The organism is Paenibacillus sp. J22FR83 (genome assembly GCF_059691955.1).
In genome coordinates, this window is record NZ_JCAUAM010000036.1 from 19,644 (window position 1) to 27,940 (window position 8,297).

The following is an 8,297-nucleotide window of genomic DNA, read 5'->3' on the forward strand; positions in this document are numbered from 1 at the left end:
GGACTTTATTTTCTCGTCCATGGCTGTCGCCGTTTCAATTTCTAGGGTCAGTCTAAAACATATTTTTCAAAAGCTGAAGATTTTTCAACTCCAAAACCCGCGTCAAATCAAGAACTCCAGTCTAACACTTTATTTTCTGCTGACACTAGGGTAACTCCTAGAATTTGCTCGATTTTTTTTATTTCAGGAGCAAGGTGTTTGAAGATAGGAGGAAGGAAACAACGGGGCACCAAGAATTTATAGTTCGAAACCTATTGAGAGCATGGTTGTGATCGTCATTATCCAACTTCAAAGGTCCTGGAAAGAATTGCAATGGGCTCTTATCATCAACAGCTATGATAAACGAAGGCGTGGTCTTCAGCGTTCATAAAGGACGACCGAAACACCAAGAGGACGCTAAGCCCTGGATCTCATCCGGCTTGGTATTTTTTATTGAATTGAACGCGAGACCTCTAAACTCAGGGGTCTTATTTGCTTTTTAAAACCAAGGAGCAGCCGAATCTGTAAACATGAATGTAACTACCCGATTTAGCCCATAGACCTACCCTCTCGGGTAGGTCAATTCAGCCCTGCTATCTCTTATAATAGAGATTATGGCTTGTACAGCTCGAGAGTGACCAATGGACTCTATCTATAGAACGATAAGAGGAGAGTAGATACTAATGATTAGGCGTGGTATTACATTTTTTACGGTTTTGTTAATAGTAATGGGGTTATTCCCCTCTTACTCTTTTGCAGGAAGCGGAGTCACGAGTCTAACCACTTTAACTTTGTCCAGTGGCAAGGCTGTGGCGGACCTCATGGACTTTTGGAAATTCTATGCGGACGTTGCGAACAACGTGAGCGAGATAACGGTTACGCCGACGGCGGAAGACGCTGATTCCAAGATTGAGGTAAACGGTGTAGAAGTAGCTAGTGGCAGTCCGTCGGAAGCAATTCCCCTGAATGTTGGAGTTAACACGATAGAGATTCTGGTGACACCGGCCGCTCCTCTAGAAGAGTATAAGAAAATCACCACTTTAACGGTAACTCGAGCGGGTGGGCCGGGTAGCAACACCATATTGAATTTTCTAGGCCTATTTCTGGAAAGCGACATACCGGGGGATTTACCTGTCGGCTTCGGTTTCAATAAGAGCTTGCCGTTCTATGATTTTATAGATCTCATCGGCCAGAACAAGGTTCTGATCGATCCCCAACCCGAGGATAGCGAGGCGACCGTCACGGTAAACGGAATTGAAGCGACAAGAGGCGTCAAAGTACCCGTTGCCTTACTAATGGGAGATAACACGATAACGGTCGTAGTCACGGCGAGAGACGGGACGACAACCCGGACCTACACGTTAATTATTAATCGCCTCCCAGGCGCGGACACTTCGCTTATCGAACTGGGGCTGAACAACGGCATACCCGTTGTCGATCCGAGCGATAACAAGAAATACTCCGTTAACTTCGCCAACAGCTGGCAGAGCACTAGAGTATATCCGGTGGCCAAAATGGATTATGCAACAATTACCGTAAACGGAAAAAGCGTGGTGAACGGTGGGTTATCCGAGGCGATTCCCTTGGAAGTCGGGAGCAATACGATTACGGTCGTGGTGACGTCGGAGAATGGGTTGGCTACGACCAACTACACCTTGACGGTAACGCGAGCAGCCGCGCCGGTGGGCTACAAGGTAACCTTCGTCGAGAATAATGGTAGTCCGGTCGAGGACCTGAATGAAGTTAGTCCGGGATCGAAGATTGCAAAGCCGGAGTCAACCCATGATGGCTATCTCTTCGGGGGTTGGTATAAGGAATGGAATTTTATTACTTTATGGGATTTCGATACGGATACGGTAAATGCGAATACGACGCTGTACGCGAAGTGGACGCCGACGTACACGATGACGTTCGACTCGCAAGGAGGAAGTTCGGTTGAGAGCGCGCCAGGCATTCTCTCCGGAGCGACCGTCCCGAAGCCAGCTGATCCGACTAAAGCCGGCTACACATTCTCGGGTTGGTATGCGGATGAAAACTTCTCGTCGGCATGGAACTTCGCGACGGATACGGTAATCTTGGATACGTGGAGCGTGTATAGGACTCTGTATGCGAAATGGACGGCGATACCGGCGTCAACGTACACGGTGACGTTCGATTCGAAGGACGGCAGCGCAGTAACGAGCGCGACCGGCATCCTCTCCGGAGCGACGGTCACGAAGCCAACGGATCCGACGCGAGCGGGCTATACGTTCTCGGGCTGGTATAAGGATGAAGGCTACGCCTCGGCCTGGAACTTCACGACGGATACGGTAAGTGCGAATACGACATTGTATGCGAAATGGACGGCGATACCGGTGTCAACGTACACGGTGACGTTCGACTCGAAGGACGGTAGCGCGGTGGCGAGCGTGACAGGCATCCTCTCCGGCGCGATCGTGACGAAGCCGACGGATCCGACGAGAGCAGGCTACACGTTCTCTGGCTGGTATAAGGATGAAGGCTACGCTTCGGCCTGGAACTTCACGACGGATACGGTAAGTGCGAATACGACATTGTATGCGAAGTGGACGGCGATACCTGTCGCAACGTACACGGTGACGTTCGATTCGAAGGAAGGCAGCGCGGTGGCTAGCGAGGCAGGTATCCTCTCCGGAGCGACTGTGACGAAGCCAACCGACCCAACGCGAGCAGGTTACACGTTCTCGGGCTGGTATAAGGAAGAGGGCTACGCTTCGGCGTGGAACTTCTCCACGGATACGGTGAGTGCGAATACGACTCTGTATGCGAAATGGACGGCGATACCGGTAGCAACGTACACGGTTACGTTTGACTCGAAGGACGGTAGCGTGGTACCGAGCGAGACAGGCATCCTCTCCGGCGCGACGGTCACGAAGCCGTCGGATCCGACGCGAGCAGGCTACACGTTCTCGGGCTGGTATAAGGAAGAGGGCTACGCTTCGGCCTGGAACTTCTCCACGGATACGGTGAGTGCAAACACAACTCTGTATGCGAAGTGGACGGCGATACCTGTCGCAACGTACACGGTGACGTTCGATTCGAAGGAAGGCAGCGCGGTAGCGAGTTTGACCGGCATCGTTGCGGGAGCGACTGTGACGAAGCCAACCGATCCGACGCGAGCGGGCTACACGTTCTCAGGCTGGTATAAGGAAGAGGGCTACGCCTCGGCGTGGAACTTCTCCACGGATACGGTGAGTGCGAATACGACTCTGTATGCGAAATGGACGGCGATACCTGTCGCAACGTACACGGTGACGTTCGACTCGAAGGAAGGCAGCGCTGTAGCGAGCTTGAACGGCATCCTCTCTGGAGCGACTGTGACGAAGCCAGCCGACCCAACGAGAGCAGGCTATACGTTCTCGGGCTGGTATAAGGAAGAGAGTTACGCCTCGGCGTGGAATTTCACGACGGATATGGTAAGTACAAACACGACGCTGTATGCGAAGTGGACGGCGATACCTGTCGCAACGTACACGGTGACGTTCGATTCGAAGGAAGGCAGCGCGGTGGCGAGCGAGGCAGGCATCCTCTCCGGCGCGACTGTGACGAAGCCAACCGACCCAACGAGAGCGGGCTACACGTTCTCGGGCTGGTATAAGGATGAAGGCTACGCCTCGGCTTGGAATTTCACGACGGATACGGTAAGTATGAATACGACTCTGTATGCGAAGTGGACGGCGATACCGGTGTCGACGTACACGGTGACGTTCGATTCGAAGGAAGGCAGTGCGGTGGCGAGCGAGACAGGCATCCTCTCTAGCGCGACCGTGACGAAGCCGACGGATCCGACGCGAGCAGGCTACACGTTCTCGGGCTGGTATAAGGAAGAGAGCTACGCCTCGGCGTGGAACTTCACGACGGATAAGGTAAGTGCGAATACGACATTGTATGCGAAGTGGACGGCGATACCGGTGTCAACGTACACGGTGACGTTCGATTCAAAGGACGGCAGCGCGATAGCAAGCTTGATTGGCATCGCTGCGGGAGCGACGGTCACCAAGCCGACTGATCGAACGCGAGCAGGCTACACGTTCTCGGGCTGGTATAAGGAAGATGGGTACGCTTCGGCCTGGAACTTCTCCACGGATACGGTAAGTGCGAATACGACGTTGTATGCGAAGTGGACGGCAGTTCCGGTTTCGACGTACACGGTGACGTTCGACTCGAAAGACGGCAGCGCAGTTGCGAGCTTGACTGGCATCACTGCAGGAGCGACTGTCACGAAGCCAACCGACCCAACGAGAGCGGGCTATACGTTCTCGGGCTGGTATAAGGATGAAGGCTACGCCTCGGCCTGGAACTTCATAACGGATACGGTAAGTGCAAACACGACTCTGTATGCGAAGTGGACGGAAGTTCCAAGCGGCGACGTCAGCGGTGGAGGTAGCGGCGAAGGCGTAAGCGTTCCGGATAACAGTCCAGTCATCTCCGACAATGGAGAGTTGACGCTTCCTGTTGGTCGACCGGGAACGGTTAGCTTGAGCGATGACGAGATCACCATCGAGATTCCAGCTGATGCGACGGACGCGAGTTTGCGAGTGACAGTAGAGACCTTGTTGGATACGGATGAATTGTTGAAGCATAACGAAGTGCTGGTAAGCGAAGTCTTCGAAGTGTTGAAGAATGTCCCTGGTACCTTCAAGAAAAACATTACGTTGAAGCTTGCCTTCGATACGACGAAGCTAAGAGACGGCGAGCGTGCTTCTATCTTCTATTATGATGAAGAGAAGAAGGAATGGGTGGAGGTTGGCGGTGTTGTAAGCGGCGGCTTCATTACCGCAGATGTCAATCACTTCACGAAATTCGCCGTGTTAGCTGTAGGAGATACGGCGAAGCCAGTAATCGAATTCGGCGACATCGCCGGTCACTGGGCGGAGGAAGCGATTCGCCAAGGAGCTAGCCAAGGGATCACAGCTGGTTATCCGGACGGAACATTCAAGCCGAATCTAACGGTGACGCGAGCTCAATTCGCCGTGATGCTAATGAATGTGATTAAGCCTGCAGGAGTAACGGAGGAATTGGCCTTCGAGGATGCATCACAAATTCCTGCTTGGGCTAAGAATGCCGTGGCGGCGGCTAAACAAGCTGGCATCATCACTGGATATGACGATGGTACTTTCCGTCCGAACGCTGAGATTACGCGAGTCGAGATGGCGGCGATGATCGTTAAGGCGCTAGATCTGAAAGTCGAAGTGAATGCCGTGACCGGCTTCGCGGATAACAGCGAGATTCCGACCTGGGCGAAGGGAGCGGTTGCTGCTCTCACGGAGACCGGTCTGATGCAAGGAAAGGGAGACAATCGGTTCGATTCCGAAGATAAAGCAAGCCGAGCGGAAGCGGTGACGGTTCTCTTGCGAATGCTGGAGCTGCAGAAAACAAAAGAATAAACTGGATTGACGAGAGACCCCTGTGCCCTATAGCACAGGGGTCTTATAATTGTCACTAAATTTCCACAGGGAATTGTCCGATTAAATCGAATATAATCGATGATATGGAATTTTTTATTTATGCGTTCGGAGGCTTGGAATATGATTCGTAGTACCAAATATCTCATTCCCCCAGCGCGCAGATCTTTGGTGGCTAGGCCGCAACTGACGCGCAAGCTTGAGGAAGGCATGGAGACCAAGATGACTTTGCTATCGGCCCAAGCGGGCTACGGCAAAACGACAGCTTTAAGCGAATGGGCAAGGCAATGCCGAGCTTCGGTTGCCTGGGTCTCCCTGGATAAATATGATAACGACTGGGGCGCATTCTGGAGCTGCGTCTTTGCTTCCATACGAGAAAGACTGCCTCTGTTCGGGGAATCGATCGAATTCTTGCTTGAGCAAGAGTCTGCGTCTTCTATCGATTTCGCCGTATCGGCGTTTCTGAACGAGCTAAGCTCGATTAGCGGCGATTATGTACTCATTCTAGACGACTACCACGTCATCGAGAATGCGTTCGTTAACGAGTCGATCCGATATATGCTTGAGCATCTGCCACCGCACTTTCATCTCTATATCGCAAGCCGCACCGAGCTGTCTTTTCCCACGACCAGACTTCTTGCCAAGGGCGAGATCAACGTTATTCGAATAGAAGATATGCGATTTGAGTTGGAGGAGGGAGTTGTTTTCTTCCGGGAGACGATGGACTTATCGCTATCGATAAGGCAAATCTCTTCGTTGTTTGAGCAGACGGAAGGTTGGGTAAGCGGTCTTCAGCTTGCGGCTATCACGCTTAAACGAAGCGGCAATATCGCCGATACGATTCGCCAGTTCAGCGGCCGGCAGCGCCAAATCTCCGATTATCTGTTCGAAGAAGTGTTCGGGCATCTGCCGAGATCCTTGCAGAAATTCCTGCTGGCCACCTCCGTTCTGAGCCGCATGAACGGGGAGCTGTGCATGGCGGTGACAGGACAAGCCGATAGCCAGGTCCAACTGGAGCAGTTGGAGCAACTAAATTTGTTCATCATTCCGCTGGATGAACAGCGCGATTGGTTCCGCTATCATCATCTGTTGTCTGAGTTCTTGCAGCAGCTGTGCGATAGGGATTACCCGGAATTGTGGAGACGTTCCCACCATCGGGCTGCGGCCTGGCATGAGAACGAGGGGCACTATGAAGAAGCGGTGGAGCATTATATTAGGACGGAACAGGCAGAGGATGCTATCCGCATTATCGACCGCATCATGCCGGAACTCTTGCAATCGAGAAGTCACGTGGTTCGAAGATGGATTAATGCCTTGCCGGAGAGCAGCTTTGAACACAAGCCGATGTTCCAACTGTACCGCATCTCACAATTTCTGATGGATCGGGATTGGGAGCAAGGACTGCGTAAGGCTGAGCAAGCGGAGCGACGTTTCGAAGCCATGAAGGCATCCATCCCTGAGCCGGAATGGAAGCAACTGATGGGCAATCTCTATTACTTACATGCACTCTTCTTCCGAATGCAGCAAAATATGCCGCGAGCCCTCCATTATTTTGAGCTGTTGGAGCATTATTTGCCAGAAGGGAGCAGCCTCCAGAAAGCCTCGACCAGACGGTATTTAGGTCACGAGGGATTCGGCGATCCGCTCTCGCTGACCGTCGATCTGCACGAGATGGAACAATTCCAGCTTAAGCTAATAACGATGTGGGGGAAGAAGCCTAACTATCCCTTTGTCGGCTATGCGTATCTATCCTATAGTTCGCTTATGCATGAGTGGAATCGGTTGGACGAGGCGGAGTCGTACATTGGACAAGCGCTCAGCCGAAAGGATCTTCGTGCTAACGTATGGACTTGGATTCATCTAGGCCTAGTGTCATCCCGACTCAAGCAGGCTCTCGGAAGAGGGGAGGAAGCAATTGAATGGCTTACCCATCTCGGTTCGAGTGTCGACTCGCCGGATCAGCCCGTTATTTGGAAAAGAATCAAGGCGGAGCAAGCCTGGCTGTATCTGCTTCAAGGGCAGCGCCAGAAGGCATATGATTGGCTCGAACAGAGTGGATTGTCGCATTCGGACGAGGTTTCGGCCCGGTATTTCGAAGAGTATATAGTAGTGGTCAGGGTGATTGCGGGGAATGGACGGATCGAAGATGCGCTGCAATTGTTCGAGAAGCTGGAGCGCCTTGCGGACAAGGAAAATCGTCTGCGAGAACGGATTAGGCTGAAGATCTTGCATAGCATGGTGCTTCGGCAATCCGAGGAGCCCCAAGCAGGCCTTGCGCCGCTGGCTATTGCCTTGAGGCTTTCGGAACCGATGGGCTATATCCGCAGCTACCTTGATGAAGGCCCTCAGATGGTCGAGATGCTGAGCGAGCTTCTGAATCAGCAGCAAAAGACAGCATTGCCATTGTTGCCCTTGAACTATATCCGTCTGCTTCTTGACGCTGTGAGCAACAATCCGTCTCTTAAATCTTTGTCTAACGAGGCTCTGACCGCGAAGGAAGAGAAGGTGTTTGAATTGCTTGCGGAGGGATTCATCTATAAGGAGATTGCCGATCAATTGAATGTCACTCAAGATACGGTGAAGTTCCATTTGAAGAACATTTATCGCAAGTTAAAGGTAAATAACCGGGCTGAGGCAATCATGCGAGCCAAGGAATATAGGAACCGGGTTTGAGTGATTGCTGTGTTAGCTTGAGATTTCACCTCACACTAATAATTAATAAACTTTAAATATAATGATCCGAAATTAAAAAAAATGTCCCAATGATTAATAATCATTGGGACATTTTTTATGTACGCCCAGCATGGGCGTCATCTCTAGGGTGAAAGTCCCGAACGGGGGCTGGCGAACGCCTACCGTTAGCCAAGAGCAAGGGTGTCCATCGCGAGGTGGAAT

2 protein-coding genes are annotated in these 8,297 nt (G+C 52.0%); both read left to right on the forward strand.

The window, feature by feature from the left end:
* Positions 1–662: 662 nt before the first annotated feature.
* Positions 663–5,384, forward strand: a complete 4,722-nt coding sequence (locus AC58PV_RS34610) for an InlB B-repeat-containing protein (RefSeq protein ID WP_497437567.1) — start codon at positions 663–665, stop codon at positions 5,382–5,384.
* A gap of 141 nt (positions 5,385–5,525) precedes the next feature.
* Complete coding sequence (locus AC58PV_RS34615) at positions 5,526–8,075, forward strand: winged helix-turn-helix domain-containing protein (RefSeq protein ID WP_497437569.1); 2,550 nt, start codon at positions 5,526–5,528, stop codon at positions 8,073–8,075.
* Positions 8,076–8,297: the final 222 nt, after the last annotated feature.